The sequence below is a fragment of the Luteimonas terrae genome, assembly GCF_031457535.1.
Taxonomy (GTDB): Bacteria; Pseudomonadota; Gammaproteobacteria; order Xanthomonadales; family Xanthomonadaceae; genus Luteimonas; species Luteimonas terrae_A.
In genome coordinates this window covers 115,634-133,191 of record NZ_JAVDWO010000004.1, presented here as the reverse complement: position 1 = coordinate 133,191, position 17,558 = coordinate 115,634, and the positions used below count along the sequence as shown (strand labels likewise).

At 66.3% G+C, this 17,558-nt stretch carries 8 protein-coding genes and 2 pseudogenes; all 10 read left to right on the top strand.

Annotation, left to right across the window (positions count from 1 at the left end):
- Positions 1 to 19: 19 nt before the first annotated feature.
- A pseudogene (locus J2W68_RS17995) lies at positions 20 to 716 on the top strand (Hpt domain-containing protein); the annotation flags it as partial.
- Between the two features lie 122 nt (positions 717 to 838).
- Positions 839 to 2,011, top strand: a pseudogene (locus J2W68_RS17990) (chemotaxis protein CheA); the annotation flags it as partial.
- A gap of 498 nt (positions 2,012 to 2,509) precedes the next feature.
- On the top strand, positions 2,510 to 4,666 hold the full coding sequence (locus tag J2W68_RS06180; RefSeq protein WP_310233682.1) for a methyl-accepting chemotaxis protein: 2,157 nt from the start codon (positions 2,510 to 2,512) through the stop codon (positions 4,664 to 4,666).
- 94 nt (positions 4,667 to 4,760) lie between these two features.
- Positions 4,761 to 5,531, top strand: coding sequence for a flagellar brake protein (locus J2W68_RS06175; protein ID WP_310233680.1), 771 nt, complete (start codon positions 4,761 to 4,763; stop codon positions 5,529 to 5,531).
- A 90-nt stretch (positions 5,532 to 5,621) separates the two neighbouring features.
- Positions 5,622 to 6,101: a chemotaxis protein CheW gene (locus tag J2W68_RS06170; RefSeq protein ID WP_310233679.1), complete on the top strand. Its 480-nt coding sequence runs from the start codon at positions 5,622 to 5,624 to the stop codon at positions 6,099 to 6,101.
- A gap of 101 nt (positions 6,102 to 6,202) precedes the next feature.
- Positions 6,203 to 6,586 (top strand): hypothetical protein, encoded by a 384-nt coding sequence (locus tag J2W68_RS06165; RefSeq protein WP_310233678.1) that lies wholly within the window; start codon positions 6,203 to 6,205, stop codon positions 6,584 to 6,586.
- Between the two features lie 65 nt (positions 6,587 to 6,651).
- Positions 6,652 to 9,015, top strand: coding sequence for a methyl-accepting chemotaxis protein (locus tag J2W68_RS06160; RefSeq protein ID WP_310233677.1), 2,364 nt, complete (start codon positions 6,652 to 6,654; stop codon positions 9,013 to 9,015).
- Positions 9,016 to 9,168: 153 nt separating this feature from the next.
- Positions 9,169 to 11,859 carry a methyl-accepting chemotaxis protein gene (locus J2W68_RS06155; protein ID WP_310233676.1) on the top strand — a complete coding sequence of 897 codons (2,691 nt, stop codon included), beginning with the start codon at positions 9,169 to 9,171 and terminating at the stop codon, positions 11,857 to 11,859.
- 575 nt (positions 11,860 to 12,434) lie between these two features.
- On the top strand, positions 12,435 to 14,528 hold the full coding sequence (locus J2W68_RS06150) for a methyl-accepting chemotaxis protein (protein ID WP_310233675.1): 2,094 nt from the start codon (positions 12,435 to 12,437) through the stop codon (positions 14,526 to 14,528).
- Between the two features lie 233 nt (positions 14,529 to 14,761).
- Positions 14,762 to 17,017: a methyl-accepting chemotaxis protein gene (locus tag J2W68_RS06145; RefSeq protein ID WP_310233673.1), complete on the top strand. Its 2,256-nt coding sequence runs from the start codon at positions 14,762 to 14,764 to the stop codon at positions 17,015 to 17,017.
- The last annotated feature ends 541 nt before the right edge of the window (positions 17,018 to 17,558 follow it).

Sequence of the window (17,558 nt, the reverse complement as noted above, 5' to 3'; positions counted from 1 at the left end):
GATCGCAGGCCGAGTTCCCATGAGCATGGACATGCAGCGCTTTCACGTCACCTTCTTCGAAGAAAGTCGGGAGGGACTCGAGGCGATGGAAGCCGGTCTGCTGCAGCTTGAACAGGGCAACCGGGATTCGGACCTGATCAATTCGATCTTTCGCGCGGCGCATTCGATCAAGGGCGGCGCCGCCACCTTCGGCTTCGAATCGGTGGCCGGGCTGACCCACGTGCTGGAAACGTTGCTCGACGAACTGCGCGCCGGCAAGCGCGCCGTCACCGGCGCCGCGATCGACGCGATGCTGGCCTCGGTCGATGTGCTGCGCGCCCTGCTGGGGGAAGCCGAAACCGGCCACCCGGCCGACCCGCAGGCCTCGCAGGCCGTGCAGGCACGCCTCAATGCGGTGCTCACCGGCACCGAGGTGCCAGTGCTCGCAGCGGTCAAGGCCGAAGTACCCGAGGCCGAACCCGCGGGCTGGCGCATCGGCTTCACCCCCGCACCTTCGCTGTTCATGAGTGGCAACGATCCGCTGCGCATCATTCGTGAGCTCGACCGCCTGGGCAACCTCGACGTCGCCTGCCGCATCGAGCGCCTGCCCGGCTTCGAGCAGATGGATCCGCTGGAAGCCTATCTGGCCTGGGACCTGGGCCTGATCGGCGCGGTGCCGCGCAGCGCAGTCGACGACGCCTTCTCCTGGGTCGAAGACGATTGTGAGCTCGATGTGCAGGCGATCCTCGCCAAGGCGTCGGCCGACACCGATGCATCCGATCTGGTGATGCCCGCCGCGCTCGAGCCGTCCACCGGTCCGGTGGCGGTCGCCGCCGAAGGCAAGAGCGGTGGCCAGGATCCGGCCGAGAGTTCGATCCGCGTCAGCACCGACAAGATCGACGGCCTGATCAATCTGGTCGGCGAACTGGTCATCACCCAGGCCATGCTCAAGCAGGTCAGCGCCAACCTCGATCCGGCCCTCGCCGAGCGCCTGTTCGAAGGCCTGGACCTGCTGGAGCGCAACACCCGTGACCTGCAGGAAGCCGTGATCGGCGTGCGCATGTTGCCGGTGGAGGCTGTGTTCCGCCGCTTCCCGCGCTTGGTGCGCGACCTGTCGGCCCGCCTGGGCAAGCAGGTCCGCCTGAAGACCCTGGGCGAAGGCACCGAGCTCGACAAGGGCCTGATCGAGAAGATCGCCGATCCGCTGGTGCATCTGGTGCGCAACTCGATCGACCATGGTCTGGAGCTGCCCGACGCGCGCCTCGCCGCGGGCAAGGACCAGACCGGCACGATCACCCTCGCCGCCTCCCATCAGGGCGGCCACATCGTCATCGAAGTCGCCGACGACGGCCGCGGCCTGGACCGCGAGCGCATTCTGGCCAAGGCCGCCGAGCGCGGTCTGGTGGTGCCCGAAAAGCCCACCGACAGCCAGGTCTGGGATCTGATCTTCCAGCCCGGCTTCTCCACCGCTGATGCGGTGACCGACCTGTCGGGCCGCGGTGTGGGCATGGACGTGGTCCGCCGCAACATTCAGGCCCTGGGCGGTGAAGTGCAGCTGGAAAGCGGCACGGGGCGCGGCACCCGCGTGGTCATCCGCCTGCCGTTGACGCTGGCGATCCTCGACGGCATGACGGTCGCCGTCGGCGATCAAACCCTCATCCTGCCGCTGTCGCACGTCATCGAGGCGCTGCAGCCCGAGCCCGACGACATGCGCAGCGTGGCCGGGGAAGGCCGCGTGCTGCGGGTGCGCGGCGAATACCTGCCCCTGGTCTCGCTCAACGAGTACTACCGCTACGGTCAGGCGCGCCGCGACGATGCGATCGTGGTGGTGGTCGAAGGCGACGGCCAGAAACTGGCGCTGCAGGTCGACGACCTGGTCGGCCAGCAGCAGGTCGTGGTCAAGAACCTCGAGAACAACTACCGCCGCGTCGATGGCATCTCCGGCGCCACCATCCTCGGCGACGGCCGCGTGGCCTTGATCGTCGACATCGGCGGTCTGGTGCGCTCGCTGCGGGTACCGCAGGCGGCCTGAAGCAGCATCGTCACGGCCGGTCCTATGCCGGCCGTGATCGCCACTGGTCGCATCGCCCGCAAATCCTGAATGCGCTTGTAAGTCGATTCTGACAAGCGTCGACGACGCGCCATGCGGTCGACCCATCAACCGCGCTCAGCGCCCTGGCGCCGAAGCCTGTTGCCGCCCGCCCCAGGTCACCTCCGCGAAAGCCGAGGTGGAGCAGCAAAGCCCGCGTACAGGTGTCGTCAACTGAATCGCGTTGCGCGTCCAGGGCCGGCCCACCGACGCTCTGCGCCGCGAGACCCGCAATCGTGGGCGCCGAGCGCGCCGCGCGAAGTGCCTGCAGCTTCGCCGGTGCCGGGATCGCGCCGTCGCCGATATGAACTGCCAGCTTTACCACTTTGCCGGATTTGATTTTTCGCAATCAAGGCGCCGCCGCCGGGGCCGATATCCATCACAGCAACACCCTGCGCCTTGCGGACATCCGTGCCAGGCGCGCCCTTACGGAGACTCCGCATGAACTGGCTCAACAACATGTCGATCGCGCGCAAGCTCGGGATCGCCTTCACCCTGATTTCGCTGTTCGCGATCGGCGTCGGTGGTTTCGGCCTGGCGCGCTTGTCGAGCATCAATGACGAACTGCAGAAGGTCAGCACCGACGACATGCCCGCGGTGCAGTACCTGGGCGAAATCCGCTCCCAGCTCGGCGAATACCGCACCTTCGAGATCGCCCAGCTCACCCGGCTCGACGAACCCGATGCCGTGCAGGACTACAACGAACGTCTGGCCAAGATCGAAGTCAGCATCGCCGAGCACCAGGCGCTTTACGAGGCGCTTCCGTTCGCAGCCGAGGAGCGTCGCCTCTACAGCGTCGTCGACGAACGCCTCGAGGCCTATCTCGGCGCGCACCGTGAGATCGAGCGCGCGCTCGAGGCCGGTGACGCCGTAGCGGCGCAAGCCGTTTCCGACGAACAGTCGCGTCCCTTGCGTCGCAGCCTGTTCGAAGCGATGGCGGCCTTGAACACCTTCAATGTCGACCGCCTCAACGAGGACATCGCCCATTCCAACGCCACGTACCAAAGCAGCGTGGTGGCGATGGTGATCGGCATCGTGCTTCTGATTGCCGTGGCAGTGGCCATGGGGTTTTTCATCGCCCGCACCCTCTCTGTTTCGATCGGTTCGGCGGTGAAGCTGGCCGAAAACGTGTCTGCCGGTCGTCTCGACGGGCAGATCGCACTGGGTCGCCGCGACGAGGTGGGCCAACTGTTGGCGGCGATGGGCCGGATGCAGGACCAGCTGCGCTCGGTGATCGGCGCGCAGCGCGACATGTCGCGCGAGCATGACGCGGGTGCCATCAGCTACCGCATGGATTCCACCGCGTTTCCGGGCGATTACGGCGTGATGGTCGCTGGCACCAACGAACTCGTCGACGCGCACATCGCGGTCAAGATGCGTCTGGTCGATCTGATCAAACGCTATGCGGTCGGCGATCTGTCGCAGGACATGGAGCGCTTGCCTGGAGAGAAGGCGGTGATCACCCAGTCGATGGATGCGGTGAAAGCCAACTTGACCGGCATCAACGGTGAGATCCGTCGGCTGGTCGACGCGGCGTCCGCCGGCAACTTCACTGTGCGGGGCGATGCCGGACGTTTCGAATACGAATTCCGCGACATGATCGAGGGCCTCAATCACCTGATGCGCACCGCCGACGAGAATCTGGCCGACGTATCGACCGTGCTGCAGGCCATTGCCAGGGGCGATCTCACGGCGCGCATGGACGGCGAGTTCCAGGGCGTATTTGCCCAGATGCGCGACGACGCCAATGCCACCGTCTCGCAGCTGACCGCCATCGTCGCCCGCATCCAGGCCGCCTCCGGCGCGATCAGCACAGCGTCTGCGGAAATCGCTGCCGGCAATGACGACCTGTCGCAGCGTACGGAGCAGCAGGCCGCGAATCTTGAAGAGACCGCGGCGTCGATGGAGGAATTGACCTCCACCGTGCGCCAGAACGCCGACCACGCCCGCCAGGCCAATCAACTCGCCATCGGCGCGGCCTCGGTCGCCTCGCAGGGGGGCGACGTGGTGAGCCAGGTCGTGACAACCATGGCCGATATCGAGAAGTCCTCGCGCAAGATCGGCGACATCATTTCGGTCATCGACGGCATTGCCTTCCAGACCAACATCCTAGCGCTTAATGCCGCAGTGGAAGCGGCGCGCGCCGGCGAACAGGGCCGCGGCTTCGCGGTCGTGGCCTCGGAAGTGCGCACGCTGGCCCAACGCAGCGCTGCGGCCGCCAAGGAGATCAAGGGCCTGATTGAAGATTCGACCAGCAAGGTCTCCGATGGCGCGGCGCTTGCCGGCCAGGCTGGCAAGACCATGGGCGAGATCGTGTCGTCGGTGCAGCGTGTCACCGACATCATGTCCGAGATTGCCGCCGCCTCGCAGGAACAGGCCTCGGGCATTGAGCAGGTCAACCAGACCATCACCCAGATGGACGAGACCACGCAGCAGAACGCGGCGCTGGTGGAAGAAGCCTCGGCGGCCGCACGTTCGATGGAGGAACAGGCCACAGACCTGACCGAAACCGTGGCGGTGTTCCGGATCGATGCGACGACGGCACTGCTGCAGAACACAATGGAGCGGGCGTCGGGACTGCAAGCGCAAGCGGCCTGACACCGGCGACATTCTTGACGACGCGGCCGCGCACCTCAACTCCGGGGTTGCGCGGCCGCTATCGTCATGACTGGACACTTCCCGACCCCGGACGATGCTCGTTGCTGAAGACCCCGCGTCCCTACTCGACGACGACGAAGATTCCCCGTTCGCGCTGCGGCATCCGCTCGAGATCGCCAGCGTGCTCCGCACGCTGGTCGAAGCGCGATCGATCATCACCGCGCATCTGGTCCCCGGCGGACTGCCCTGCCCGACCGCGCTGCTGGCCGTCCACGACGACGGCACGCTGATCCTGGACGGCAACCGGCAAGAGGCGATGAACCGACGCATGGCGGACGCCAGCCGGCTGGTCTGCAGGACCCAGCTCGATCTGGTGCCGATCCGGTTCCGCCTGCCGGCACCGACACCGATGGACTACCAGGGCTACGCGGCGTTTCTCGCGCCGTGGCCCGACTTCCTGCTGCGTCTGCAGCGCCGCGAACTGTATCGTCTGCAGGTCGCCCCCACCGCGCCTGTCACGCTGTACATCGGAGACGGCGACACCGCACCGGATCTCGGCGCGCCCGGCCTGCGCGTGCTGGACATCAGCGGTGGCGGCGTTGCAGTTGCCGTGCCCGACGAGGAGGCAGGCCGGTTTGCTATCCGCTCGCGCGTCGCGCCGTGCCTGCTGCGTGTGGGTGATTTGGCGCCGATGCAGGTGGTACTCGAAGTCAGCCACATCGAACGTTTCGATCTTCGCGGCGCGCTGTTCTGGCGCGCCGGATGCCGTTTCGTCGGTCTGCCCGCCGCCTACGAGCAGCGCGTGCTGCAGTACATCTTCCAGATCGAGCGCCTGCGCAATGCACGTCAGCGCCACGGCGGTTGACGCGGGGCTAAAGTTGTCGCCGCGCCGGCCGATCTCCTGCAGGTCACCACTCGCCGCACTTTTGCGGCCCACGCAGCAGGAGCGCACCGCATGACCAGTTCCACCCCGAGCGCCGCTGGCGAATACCTGACCTTCACGCTTGGCGCCGAGCACTATGGCGTCGACATCCTCAAGGTCCAGGAGATCCGCGGCTATGACGCGGTGACCCGCCTCCCCGACGCACCCGACTACATCAAGGGCGTCATCAATTTGCGCGGCACCATCGTGCCGGTGATCGACCTTCGGCTGAAGCTGCGTCTGGCCGAAGCCCGCTACGACAGCTTCACCGTGATGATCGTGCTCAACGTCGAAGACCGCGTGGTCGGCATCGTCGTCGACGGCGTGTCCGATGTCGTACCGCTGGGCGAAGACCAGGTCCGCGCGACGCCGGAGTTCGGTGCCACGGTCGACACCAAGTTCATCGCCGGCATCGGCACCCTCGAAGATCGCATGTTGATCCTGCTCGACATCGAGACCCTGCTCGACAGCGCTGATTTCGTCGATGCCGCCGTGCTCGACGTCGCGGCGTGAAATTCGTCTGAAATCGTTCTCAAGTTTCCCGACCCGTCGCCGCTACAGGGGCAACGGGCTGCGGAACGATGGCCCGATATCCCCGACTGGAGTAGATCGCAATGCCCTTCAAGATCCCGACCCGCCTTCTGGCCGCGCTGCTGCTGAGCGGCGTCGCGTCCGCCGCCGTGGCCCAGGACGCCATCCGCCCCGACCAGGCGGTCCGCTTCGCCGGACAGAGCGGCATGGTCTGCGGCAAGGTCGAGAAGACCCGTTACGCCGAGAACTCGGAAGGTCAGCCCACCTTCCTGCACATGGGCGGTGCGTTCCCGCGCCACACCTTCTCTGCGCGCATCCCCCAGGATCAGCGTGGCAACTTCCGCCCGACTCCTGAAGAACTCGAAGGCAAGGACGTCTGTGTGCTGGGCACGATCCAGCGCGATGCCGGTCGTGCCGAGATCGCCGTCCGGTCGCCCGCCGACGTCAAGCTCGCCACGATCAAGTGATGCCGCGGCCCGGCCCCAACCCAGGGGCCGGGCCGTTCTTCATTCCGTCGCAAGGAAGTAGACATATGCAGTGGTTCTCGAATCTCAAGCTCGCGCCGAAGCTCATGCTGGCTTTCGGCCTCGTTCTGCTCATCATGGTGGTCCAGGGAATCGGCGCCTACAGCGGCCTGCGCTCCATGGACCGGGTCACGACGAACCTCGTCGAAGGTGTCCTGCCCAGCGTCACCCTCGTCGGCGATACGCGCGCCCTGCTCGGCGAGTACCGCACCACCTCGTATCGTGGCCTGGTACGGGCCAGCGATGCGGTCAAGCAACAGGCACGTGAGGACGCAACGGCCATCGATAGCCAGCTCGCGACCAACTTCGAAGCCTATGAACGCTTCACCTCCACGCCCGAAGAGCGTCGCCTGCTTGAAGAGCTCGTCACCGCATGGGCGGCGGCAAGAACCTCCTACGATTCGGTCAACGAGATGCTCGACCTCGAGCTTCCCGACGACGCCACCGACACCTTCATCGGCGAAACCAGTCGCCTGCACGATGTCGCCAGCGATGCGCTGGCGACGCTGGCCGTCGAGGCCAACCGTGTCGCCGCCGAATCGCAGGCCCAGGCCGACACCGCCTACACCGCCTCCAGCACGATGCTCGTCGTTTTGCTGCTGGCTGGCATCGCCAGCGGCGTGGTGATCGCGTGGCTGATGGCCCGCAGCCTGACGTCGGCGGTCCGCGAAGCGGCATCCGTGACCCAGGACGTCGCCAACGGCAAGCTCGACAGCCACATCGACACCCGCCGCGCCGACGAGATCGGTGATCTGCTCAAGTCGATGCAGCGCATGCAGCGCGACCTGCGCGAGCGTATCGAACGCGACCAGGCCATCGCCAGCGAGAACCTGCGCATCCGCACCGCACTCGACAGCTCGGGCACCAGCGTGATGATCGCCGACCCGGCGCGCACCATCATCTATGCGAACGCGGCCGTCACCGACCTGCTGCGCCAGTACGACGCCGATGTCCAGGTCGCCCTGCCCGAGTTCGACATCGACACGCTGCTGGGCAGTTCGATCGACACCTACCAGCCCCACCCCGAGCGCACCGCCGGCGTCCTGGCCCAGCTGGACGGCGTGCATCAGGACGAACTCTCGATGGGCGGCGCGCACTTCGGCCAGACCATGGCCCGCGTCGACGACGACGCCGGCAACCTGCTCGGCTACGTCATCGAGTGGCGCGACCGCACGCCGCAGGTCCACGTGGAAGGGGAGCTGGCGCGGGTGATCGACGCGGCCGCCGCGGGCGATCTGACCCATCGGATCGGCCTGGACGGCAAGACGGGTTTCTATCTCCAGCTCGCCAGCCAGCTCAACAGCCTGCTCGACGCCAATGCCGCCAGCCTCGACCAGGTGTCGAACGTGCTGACCGCGCTGGCCAGCGGTGACCTCACGGTGCGCATGGACGGCGACTTCCAGGGCGTGTTCGCCCGGATGCGTGATGACGCCAATGCCACCGTTGCCCAGCTCACCGGCATCGTGTCGCGGATCCAGCAGGCCTCCGGCGCCATCGGTACCGCGTCTTCGGAAATCGCCTCCGGCAATAACGACCTGTCGCAGCGCACCGAGCAGCAGGCCGCGAATCTCGAAGAAACCGCAGCCTCGATGGAGGAACTGACCTCCACCGTGCGTCAGAACGCCGATCACGCCCGTCAGGCCAATCAGCTGGCCATCGGCGCGGCCTCGGTGGCTTCGCAGGGCGGCGACGTGGTCGGACAAGTGGTCACCACGATGGCCGACATCGAAAAGTCCTCGCGCAAGATCGGCGACATCATTTCGGTCATTGACGGCATTGCGTTCCAGACCAACATCCTGGCGCTCAATGCCGCGGTCGAAGCGGCGCGCGCCGGTGAGCAGGGTCGTGGCTTCGCGGTCGTGGCATCGGAGGTGCGCACCCTGGCCCAGCGCAGCGCCGCGGCTGCCAAGGAGATCAAGGGCCTGATCGACGATTCGACCAGCAAGGTCTCCGATGGCGCGGCGCTTGCTGGCCAGGCCGGCAAGACCATGGGCGAGATCGTGGCCTCGGTGCAGCGCGTCACCGACATCATGTCGGAGATCGCCGCCGCCTCGCAGGAGCAGGCGTCGGGCATCGAGCAGGTCAACCAGACCATCACCCAGATGGACGAGACCACGCAGCAGAACGCCGCGCTGGTGGAAGAAGCCTCGGCCGCCGCACGTTCGATGGAAGAACAGGCCGCGGGTCTGGCGCAGACGATCTCGATCTTCCGCCTCGATCCCACGCAGGTCGCCGTCCAGGCCGCGATGTCGGTGCAGAAGGTGGCGCCCATCGCTGCACCGGTCGCGCGTCGCAAGCCCACGCCGGCGGCACGTCCTGCGCCGATGAAGCAGGCCCCGAGCGTAAGCGAGACCAACTGGGCCGAGTTCTGACGTTCTACCAACGTTTCACCCCGCTCCGCCGCGACGCCCCGGTCATCGACCGGGGCGTCGTCGTGTGTGGCGACCGCTCGTCGGCCGCAATTCAAGCGAGGCATTCACGTGCCGATAACGATCGTGAACAAATTCACAAATTGGAGTGCTTGAATGCAACGCGCCCTGCAACACGCCACGATCGGCACCCGACTCTCGCTTGCCGCGGGCCTTGCTGCGGGGCTCTGCCTGCTGCTGCTGGCCGTCATCGTCTATCGCGATTCCGCTGCCGTATACGAAGAGCAGGCCCGTGTCTCGCTTGCCGATGCCGCGGATACCATCGGCGAAAGCGTCGCGCTCTACGAGCGCACCCTCGTCGACAACACCCAGCGTCTGGGCAGCGCATTCGCCGCCATGCTGCCCGCGGGCAGCCCGGCGCTCGACGCCGCCAGCACCGTCGTCGTAGGCGAGCGCGAGACGCCGACGCTGCTGCTCGGCGGCCAGGTCGCCAATCTCGATTTCGCCAGTGTCGATCGCTTCACCGAAAACACCGGCGCCGTGGCGACCATCTTTGCGCGCGATGCCGATGCCCTGGTCCGGGTGACCACCTCGCTGACCAACGACGCCGGCAACCGGGTGATCGGCACCGCGCTCGATGCTGCGCATCCGGCCTACGCACGCCTGTTTGCGGGCGAGTCGTATACCGGCCGTGCGCGCCTGTTCGGTCGCGACTACATGACCCACTACCGTCCGCTGCTCGATGCCGAGGGCGCTCTGGTCGGCAGTCTGTTCATTGGCCTGGACTACACCGAAGGCCTGGCCGCATTGACGACGCGTCTGCGCGAGACCCGCATCGGCGGTGACGGCTACATCGTCGTGGTCGACCGCAGCGGTGACGCGCCGGTGCTGGTGTCCCATCCCGCAGGCATTGATGGTGATCCGCTTGCGCTGGCCGACGCCGGTGAGCAGGCCACCCTGATCGCCCTGCTCGCCGATCCAGCGGCCAATGGTGACCTGCGGATGTCGCTGTCTCCTGATGGTTCGGCATCGCCGGCGAGCGCCGACCTGCATGCGGTCGCATTCGAGCCCTGGAACTGGGTCCTGGTGGCGGTCAAGCCGCGTCAGCATGCCGAAGCTGTGCTGGGCGCGATGCGCTGGAAAGTCGCGGGCGTGTCGCTATTCGCGCTCTTCGTCCTCGTGACGGCCATCGTGGTCGCCAGCCGCCGGCTGGTCTCGCGACCGCTGGCCCGGGCAATCACGATCGCTGATCGTGTCGCCGCCGGCGATCTGGACACCACGATCACCACCGTCGGGCACGACGAGACCGCAAAACTGCTGCAGGCACTGGCACGGATGCAGGACGGCCTGCGCCAGCGCGCCGAGGCCGACCTGGTCGTCGCGCGCGAGAACCTGCGTATCCGCACCGCGCTCGACAGCGTGACCACCCACGTGATGATCGCCGACACCGCGCGCGACATCGTCTACGTCAACCGTCCGCTGCAGCTGATGCTCGCCGAGGCGCAGGCGGATCTGCGCCGCGATCTCCCCGCCTTCGATGCCGCCACGCTGGTCGGCAGCAACATCGACGGCTTCCACCGCGCGCCCGAGCATCAGGCCGCGATGCTGGCGAAGTTGCGCGATACCCATCGCGCGCAGATCCACGTCGGTGGCCGCACGATGCAGCTGATCATCAATCCGGTGCTCGCCGCCGATGGCCGTCAGGAAGGCTTCGTCGTCGAATGGGCGGACCGCACCGCCGAAGTCCGGGTCGAGGCCGAGGTCTCGCGGATCGTCGCCGCAGCGGCGGCCGGCGACATGTCGGGCCGCGTCCGCACGGACGACAAGCAGGGCTTCCTGCTGCAGCTCGCGCAACAGCTCAATGGTCTGCTCGACGCCAATGCCACCAGTCTCGACCAGGTGTCGAGCGTGCTGACGGCCCTGGCCGGCGGCGACCTCACCGCCCGCATGGACGGCGACTTCCAGGGTGTGTTCGCGCAGATGCGTGACGACGCCAACGCCACCATGGGCCAGCTGGCCGGCATCGTCGCGCAGATCCAGGACGCCTCGGGTGCCATCGGAACCGCGTCTTCGGAAATCGCCTCCGGCAACAACGACCTGTCGCAACGCACCGAGCAGCAGGCCGCGAATCTCGAAGAGACTGCAGCCTCGATGGAGGAACTGACCTCCACCGTGCGCCAGAACGCCGACCACGCCCGCCAGGCCAATCAGCTGGCCATCGGCGCGGCCTCGGTCGCCTCGCAGGGGGGCGACGTGGTGAGCCAGGTCGTGACAACCATGACCGATATCGAGAAATCCTCGCGCAAGATCGGCGACATCATTTCGGTCATCGACGGCATTGCCTTCCAGACCAATATCCTCGCGCTCAATGCCGCAGTGGAAGCGGCGCGTGCCGGCGAACAGGGCCGCGGCTTCGCGGTCGTGGCTTCCGAAGTGCGCACCCTGGCCCAGCGCAGCGCGGCAGCTGCCAAGGAGATCAAGGGGCTGATCGACGACTCGACCAGCAAGGTCTCCGATGGCGCGGCGCTTGCCGGCCAGGCCGGCAAGACCATGGGCGAGATCGTGTCCTCGGTGCAGCGCGTCACCGACATCATGTCGGAGATCGCCGCGGCCTCGCAGGAACAGGCGTCGGGCATCGAGCAGGTCAACCAGACCATCACCCAGATGGACGAGACCACGCAGCAGAACGCCGCGCTGGTGGAAGAAGCCTCGGCCGCAGCGCGCTCGATGGAAGAACAGGCCGCGGCGTTGTCGCAGACTGTCTCGGTCTTCCGGCTGCAGTCCGACAGCGGAACGCTGCCGCCTGCGCGCGGACGTGCGATCACGCAGGACCGTGTGATCGCCTGACGGCATCCGAATCGCCATCGACGCGGAAGCACCGCGTCGATGGCATTGGTCTGAAGCACAGACCGCGGCGTATCCAAGTGCACGCCAGGGAAGGTCTGGATCATTCCGCTTTTGGCCCTCATTCCCGCGGCTTTCAACGGACGCATGTCCGGTCAGGCGGCGACGACGGCAGTTATTTGATTCTTCCTAACGGATCAGGCCTAGCGCCCTTTCGGCAGCCGCTGGACATCTGCGTAGCTGGCCCTCCCAGCACGCCCTCATCCACGTCCGTGGATCTACCCGAAGGCTTGCGCGAGGCGCTTCAAGACACGCGCAGCGCGATGGCTCCGCGTGCGCGCGTCCACATCCCATCAGCTGGCGTCGGCGATGCCGTTCCGTAACGTCAGCCAGGCGAGCAGCGCGAGACGCGCATGTCATACGTATCTCGACCAGGTTTGGATCCGAAAATCCGGCCACATGATTCGTTGCATTTTTGAGCACTCAGAGTTGGATTTCGGCGCCGCTATCCCAGTTCGACCGGAGCACCCGACGGTCCTGGATAGCGCGGCACAACCGGGTCCAACGACGAGACCATCATGCATATCGGCAACTTTCGAATTGGGCAGCGACTCGCTGCCGGCTTCTCCGTCCTCATCCTGATGACGCTCGTGCTGAGTGTGGTGAGCATCCAGCGTGTCCACCGCATCAGCGACAGCCTGCACACGATCAACGACGTCAACAGCGTCAAGCTGCGGCATGCCATCAACTTCCGCGGCAGTGTCCACGATCGCGCCATCGCGCTGCGCGATGTCGTACTGGCCGAAAGCCCCGACGCCATCGGCGCGGCCGAAGCGCGGATCGACGCGCTGGCGTCGTTCTACGCCGAATCCTCCGCGCCGCTGGACACCCTGGTGGCCCAGTCCACAGATCCGCGCGAAGCGCAGATCCTCGCCAGCATCCAGACGATCGAGGCGGAAGCCCTGCCCCTCACCGCCCAGGTTCGCGCGCTGCGCGAGGCCGGTGACGCGGAAGCAGCCCAGCAGGTCTTGATGCGCGAGGCGGCACCCGCGTACGTCACCTGGCTGACCCGCATCAATGCGTTCATCGATCTGCAGGAAGGCAAGAACCAGCAGGAAGCCACGACCGCGGTCGATGCCACCGACGGCTTCGCGATCTTCATGCTCACGCTGACCTTGCTGGCGACGGCGGCCGCCGGCGTGATCGCGTTCGTGCTGACGCGCAGCATCACCGCGCCACTGCGGCTCACGCTGGACGCGGCGGAACGGGTCAGCCGTGGTGAACTCGATGGCGCCATCGGCACAGACCGCAAGGATGAAGTGGGTCAGGTGCTCGCGGCGATGGCGCGGATGCAGACGCAACTGCGTGCGGTGATCGCCGCGCAGCGCGAGATGGCCGTTGCACACGAAGCCGGCACGATCAGTTACCGCATGGACGCCGCCTCGCTGCCCGGCGACTACGGCGTGATGGTGGCAGGCACCAATGCCCTTGTGGCCGCACATATCGAAGTGAAGATGCGTGTGATCGAACTGGCCGGTCGATACGCGGTAGGCGATCTGTCGCAGGACATGGACCGCCTGCCCGGCGAGAAGGCACGCATCACCGAAACTATGGATGCGGTGAAGGCCAATCTCGTTGCGATCAATGGCGAAATCCGCCGTCTGGTCGAAGCGGCTGCGCGTGGCGACTTCAGCGAGCGCGGCGATGCGGCGCGCTTCCAGTACGAGTTCCGCGACATGGTCGACGGGCTCAACCGCCTGATGCAGACGGCCGATGGCAACCTCGCCGATGTGTCCACCGTGCTGCAGGCCATCGCGCGCGGCGACCTCACCGTGCGCATGGACGGCGACTTCCAGGGTGTGTTTGCGCAGATGCGTGACGACGCCAATGCCACCGTCGCCCAGCTGACCGGCATCGTGTCGCGGATCCAGCAGGCCTCGGGCGCCATCGGCACCGCGTCGTCGGAGATCGCCTCCGGCAACAACGACCTGTCACAGCGCACCGAGCAGCAGGCCGCGAATCTCGAGGAAACCGCCGCCTCGATGGAGGAACTCACTTCCACCGTGCGCCAGAACGCCGATCATGCCCGTCAGGCCAACCAGTTGGCGATCGGTGCGGCTTCCGTCGCCTCGCAGGGTGGCGAGGTGGTGAGCCAAGTCGTGACGACCATGGCCGACATCGAACAGTCCTCGCGCAGGATTGGCGACATCATTTCGGTCATCGACGGCATTGCCTTTCAGACCAACATCCTCGCGCTCAATGCAGCGGTCGAAGCGGCGCGCGCCGGTGAGCAGGGTCGCGGCTTCGCGGTCGTGGCCTCAGAGGTGCGCACACTGGCGCAGCGCAGCGCGGCGGCTGCCAAGGAGATCAAGGGCCTGATCGAAGATTCCACCAGCAAGGTCTCCGATGGCGCGGCGCTGGCCGGCCAGGCTGGCAAGACCATGGGCGAGATCGTGTCGTCGGTGCAGCGGGTCACCGACATCATGTCGGAGATCGCCGCGGCCTCGCAGGAACAGGCTTCGGGCATCGAGCAGGTCAACCAGACCATCACCCAGATGGACGAGACCACGCAGCAGAATGCGGCGCTGGTGGAAGAAGCCTCGGCCGCCGCACGTTCGATGGAGGAACAGGCCGCAGACCTCGCGCAGACAGTCGCGCTGTTCCGGGTCTGAGGCGGACCGCATCCGGGGCGCCACTATCCCCGGATGCATCGCCCCGAAACCGCCTCGACACGAATCCCCCGCGCGCAGAACTTCGATCTGTGCCGCGGGCCGTCTTAGCGAACTGCGGTACCGGGTTCCGAGACGGCACGCTCGGCACTGCATTCAAGCCAAAACCGCAAAAGAAATGAGATGGGCGGCCGATACCGGAAGCAGAGCTATCACTCTCATTCCGGGATCCCTCCATGAATTTCAGGCCCGCCGTCTACGCACGGCTTTCCAATCTGTCGATGCGGCAGAAATTCCTGATGCAGACCATCTTCGTTGCCATCGGCATCGTCGCGCTGGCCGTGGTGGCCGCACGCATCCAGTATCTCGATCTCAACGCTACACGCCAGGCAGCGCTGCGGGCGCAGACGGAAATGGCCTTTGGCGTGATCAAGCAGTACGCCGCCCGCGCCGAGGCCGGCGACGTGGATCTGGCAACCGCCCAGGCCGGGGCGCTCGATACGCTGCGGGTGATGCAGGCATCCGAAGGTGTTGACTACTTCTTCATCACCGATGACTCACCGCGCATGCTGATGCATCCGCTTCGCGACGATCTCACCGGCAAACCTGTCGGCGATGTGCTCAGCCCGGACGGCAAGGCGATCTTTCCCGAGTTCGTCCGCGTCGCCAAGGCCGGCGGCGGGTTTGTCGACTACACCTGGGCCAAGGCCGTTGAGCCGGACCCGGTGCAGAAAACCTCGTACGCAGCCGAGTACGCACCGTGGGGCTGGGTGGTGGGCACGGGCGTCTATCTCGACGACACCCAGGCCCAGGCCATGAGCTTTACCGCCATCATGGCGGGCGCCGGCGGACTGCTGGTGCTGCTCAATTTGCTGATCGGCTGGGCGATCGGCGCCTCGGTGCTCGATTCCATCGGCCGTGCGCTCGGTGCCATCCGCGGCGTGTCGCGCGGTGATCTGAAGGTGCGCACCGGCACTCACGGCCGTGACGAGATCGGCCAGATGCTCAAGGCCACCGACGAGATGGTGCACACGCTGGAGCGCTTTTCCGGCCAGGTGCGCGAGATGACCCGCAAGCACGAATCCGAGGACATGGGCCATCGCATGCCCGAGGATTTCCCCGGCGTTTACGGCGAACTTGCCGTCGGCATCAACACGATGATGTTCGAGCACCTGGACGCGATCGTCGACGCCATCAGCGTGCTTCAGGACTATGCCAACGGGGATCTCACACGCGACGCGCGCCGACTGCCTGGCAGCCGCGCTGTCCTGCACGAATCGATGGATGCCGCCAAGGCCAGCCTGCGCGCGATCAACGGCGAAATCCGCCGCCTGGCCGACGCCGCCGCTGCGGGCGACTTCAGCGTGCGTGGCGACGAGGCGGCCTACCAGGCCGATTTCCGCGCCATGGTGCGCGACCTCAACGCGATGATGGCGACCAGCGACCACAACCTGGGCGAACTGTCGCGCCTGTTCCAGGCCATGGCCCGCGGCGACCTGACCGTGCGCATGGATGGCGAGTTCCAGGGCGTGTTCGCCCGGATGCGCGACGATGCCAATGCCACCGTCGCGCAGCTGACCGATATCGTGTCGCGCATCCAGGAGGCGTCAGGCGTAATCGGCACCGCGTCTTCAGAAATCGCCTCCGGCAACAACGACCTGTCGCAGCGCACCGAGCAGCAGGCCGCCAACCTTGAGGAAACCGCAGCCTCGATGGAGGAACTCACTTCCACCGTGCGCCAGAACGCCGATCATGCCCGTCAGGCCAACCAGTTGGCGATCGGTGCGGCTTCCGTCGCCTCGCAGGGTGGCGAGGTGGTGAGCCAGGTCGTGACGACGATGGCCGACATCGAAAAGTCCTCGCGCAGGATCGGCGACATCATCTCGGTCATCGACGGCATTGCTTTCCAGACCAACATCCTCGCGCTCAATGCAGCGGTCGAAGCGGCGCGCGCCGGTGAGCAGGGTCGCGGCTTCGCGGTCGTCGCCTCCGAAGTCCGCACCCTGGCCCAGCGCAGCGCCGCTGCTGCAAAGGAGATCAAGGGGCTGATCGACGATTCCGCCAGCAAGGTCTCCGATGGCGCGACGCTTGCCGGCCAGGCCGGCAAGACCATGGGTGAGATCGTCTCGTCGGTGCAGCGCGTCACCGACATCATGTCGGAGATCGCCGCGGCCTCGCAGGAACAGGCCTCGGGCATCGAGCAGGTCAACCAGACCATCACCCAGATGGACGAGACCACGCAGCAGAACGCCGCGCTGGTGGAAGAAGCCTCGGCTGCGGCACGTTCGATGGAAGAGCAGGCCGTGGCACTGACCCAGACCGTCTCGGTCTTCCGTCTGGCCGGGGCGTCGGCCACGCTGGCCGCCGTGCCGCCACGCGTGGCCCCGATCGCGAGTCGGGCTGTGCACTCGGCACCGAAGATGCGGAAGGCACAAGCGTCGCCTGCCCCAGCCAAGCCCGCGCTTGCCGAAACGGACTGGGCCGAGTTCTGAGTGTCCGACCGGCGACCGCCTCGAATGGCGGGCGCCGGCTTCACTCGCGCCGTCTGCGGGACTTTGGACGCTCGCGGCATCAGGACCGTCACGCCCGCAGTCGAAACGAGAATTCAACGTCAGCAGCGCATCTGGGGTGCGCGGACGAACCGCATCCATTCCCCGCCTTTGCCGTTGCCCGCTACCCGCTTTAGCGCGCGCACGCTCGGCGTTCGTCTTCGATCTGCCGATCCAGCTTCAGCAAGCTGGCAGACCGCGAGTATCCCGTCGTAGTGAGATCAGTTGGCGACCCGTAAATACAGGACGCTCCGGTCACGCGATCGGCTCGGGCGATCCCCGATAGGCGTGCGGGATCGCGCCGCCGGCTGTGCGCATTCGTTCAAGTAATGGCGGAATCCGGCTTATCTCGTCGCCGGACTTTTGGAGTTCACATCGCCAGTTCCTGCTTGATACCGTTCGTCGCCTGCCTGCCTGGAACCGCTCAACTCGAGTGTGAATTCGCCGCTATCTGGTGTGCACCAGCGAATCGAGCACGACGTGC